General features: G+C 42.5%; 3 protein-coding genes. All 3 read left to right on the top strand.

The genetic code is table 11. The features are described from left to right. Window positions 1–343 (top strand): zinc ribbon domain-containing protein (locus O9300_RS13455; protein ID WP_287972133.1); only part of this gene is annotated, 343 nt, incomplete at its 5' end. Window positions 344–381: 38 nt separating this feature from the next. After that, entirely contained in the window at window positions 382–1,746 is a 1,365-nt protein-coding gene (locus O9300_RS13450; protein ID WP_287972132.1) for a UDP-N-acetylmuramoyl-tripeptide--D-alanyl-D-alanine ligase, read from the top strand. Window positions 1,747–1,753: 7 nt separating this feature from the next. After that, complete coding sequence (locus O9300_RS13445; protein WP_287972130.1) at window positions 1,754–2,704, top strand: hypothetical protein; 951 nt, start codon at window positions 1,754–1,756, stop codon at window positions 2,702–2,704. Window positions 2,705–2,838: the final 134 nt, after the last annotated feature.

Raw genomic sequence — 2,838 nt, 5'->3', positions numbered from 1 at the left:
GATTGTTTGTGTTGCTGTTCCTCCCCATTTTACTAGCCAAGATTGTTCAGTTTGTGGGACGAGAGTTCAAAAATCATTAAGCACTAGAACTCATCAATGCCCCAATTGTAAAACAGTCTTAGATAGGGATCATAATGCAGCAATAAATATTCTTAAAAAAGGGTTGCAATATTTGGGAAATCATCTCAACGGTACTGTTGGGCAAACAGAAACCGACCCAAACGCCTTGGGAGAGTCCGGTCTCTGGATTTTCAGTGGAGACATTGAGAATCTAAGCTGTCTCGTTGAACAAGGAATTTCCAATAGTGATAGGTCAAGAATCCCCCGTCACAGCGTAGCTTGACGGTGGGAGTATGTTAATCCTAAGTATTTTTATTGTCTATGGCCTTTCATTTATCCCTCAATCAACTAGCTCAATTATTGTCCTTACAAGATAATGGTGACATAAGTTTTAGTCCCGATAGTTTAGTATCTGGCATTAATACTGATAGCCGTAGTATTGAGTCAGGACAAGCATTTTTGGCCTTAAAAGGTGATAATTTTAATGGTCATGATTTTATCGATATGGCTATCGAAAAAGGAGCGGCGACATTGATTGTCGATCAGCCAGTTTCGGTAAATTACTCTAGTAATATTCCTGTATTCCTGGTCCAGAATACCCTAGAAACCTATCAGCAATTAGCCCATTGGTGGCGGAATCAATTTACTATACCCGTGATTGCTATTACAGGATCGGTGGGGAAAACCACGACTAAAGAATTAATCGCTTCGGTATTAGCAACCCGGGGAAAGGTACATAAAACCCTAGCTAATTATAACAATGAGATCGGAGTGCCGAAAACTCTCCTCGAACTGGATGAAACTCACGATAGTGCCGTAATCGAGATGGGAATGCGGGGACGGGGAGAAATTGCCCTGCTCGCTCAAATCGCCCAACCGACGATCGCAGTGATTACTAATGTGGGAACCGCTCACATCGGTCGTTTAGGGTCGGAAGCAGCGATCGCAGAGGCCAAGGGTGAGTTATTGGCCGAGTCTCCTTCTAGTAGTATAGCTGTTCTTAACTACGATCACCCTTTACTTACCGAAACAGCTAAACGGGTATGGCAGGGGGAAACAATTACCTATGGCTTCTCTGGCGGCGATATAGTCGGGGAATTACTGGATTTAACTACTTTACGAGTAAATGGACTAGATTTTAACTTACCTTTATCCGGTCGTCATCATGCTTTAAATTTTATGGCGGCCTTGGCCGTAGCGAAAATTTTAGGCATCGATTGGACTTCTTTGCAAGAGGGAATTAAAGTTAATTTACCCAGTGGTCGGGCCAAACGTTACCAATTAGAGCCAGATATCCTACTCCTCGATGAAACCTATAACGCGGGTCTAGAATCAATGTTAGCGGCCTTAGATTTGCTAAAAGCTACTCCCGGTCAGCGTCATATTGCTGTTTTAGGCACGATGAAGGAGTTAGGGTCTTTTTCGGAGCAATTACATCGCCAAGTGGGTGAGAGGGTGCAAAAACTAGGTATAGATCGCTTGTTTGTCTTGGTAGATGACCCAGAAGCTAAATTTATTGCTGAGTCCGCTACTGGGGTCGCTTGCGAATGTTTTCAAACTCATATAGATTTAATTAATCGTTTGAAGGACGTGATCGATTCTGGCGATCGCATTTTATGTAAAGCTTCCCATTCCGTCGGTTTAAATCGCGTGGTGGAGGAGTTAATCAGTGATATTAGGAGTTAGGAGATATATGTTAGATAATAGAGCATTTTTTAGGAAGAATGGCCTACTAAAAACTGTTTTTTCAGGGATTTTAGGGCTAGTTTTCTTTTTTTCGGCCGTGCAAGTCTCTTTTGCTCAACAATCGAGACGACTGGAGACTTATCTCCCGGATCTCAGTGGTTTAGCTTGGGTAGAAGCGGATATTTTTCTAGGGGTTCACGATGCCAAAAATAAGGGCAAAAATAGTGATCCATCTCAACCAAGGCTGAGTCTTTTACAGCTGCCTACAGAGGAAAAACCGCTATTATGGCAGGTTTTAAGGGTAGATTGGCCAAATCCAGAGGGATTGAGTAACGATCTCGAAAGTATTACTCATATCCCTGAAACTAACTTATTTTTGTTGGCTGAAAGTGGCGACAAAAAACCTTTTCAAAGACTATTTTTACTAGCATATAACCAGCAAAAAGTCAAGATAGTTGAGCAAATAAATTGGCCGATCGCAGTCGAAAATGTAGAGGCGATCGCTGTTAGTCGGCAAGGCGATCGTTATCTATTTATCTACGCAGAACGGGCCGATAGTCAAGAGAGTACAAAGATTCGCTGGACGGATATCTCGTTCAATCCCTTAAAATTCGGGGAATTTCAGTCGGTAACTTTTCGGAGTCCTTTTGGTAGTGGTAAAAATATTCGCCCCATCTCCGATTTAGCCGTAGATAAGCAAGGTAATATCTACATAGCTTCCGCTTACGATCCAGATAGTGCGGGAGTGTTTAGAAGTGCTGTTTACCGTATCGGTCAAGTTACAGCCGATAATAGCCTAATTATTGCCCCTAATCCCCAAAAAATTGCAGAAATCGACGGCTCCAAAGTGGAAGCGGTGACCACCAGAGAATCTCCTAGAGGTAAAATAGAAGTCTTTATCGGTACAGATGACGAGAATTATGGCGGTTTTATGCGACCTTTGCTGTTAGATAATTAGGGTCTGCTGAATAAATCTAAAAACCTTGTTGGATAAGACTTTTGGACTTTTTTCCCCTCAAAAAGTGCCAGCCATTGCGGGGATCGGGGGAAAATTCAGGTACTTTTTCCCTGAAAATTAGGTAGTTGACCACC

Origin of the sequence: Microcystis sp. LE19-195.1E (assembly GCF_027532095.1) — a bacterium.
In the GTDB taxonomy this organism is placed as follows: domain Bacteria; phylum Cyanobacteriota; class Cyanobacteriia; order Cyanobacteriales; family Microcystaceae; genus Microcystis; species Microcystis aeruginosa.
The sequence above is the reverse complement of the archived record's forward strand: the minus strand, read 5'-3'. Positions and strand labels throughout refer to the sequence as shown.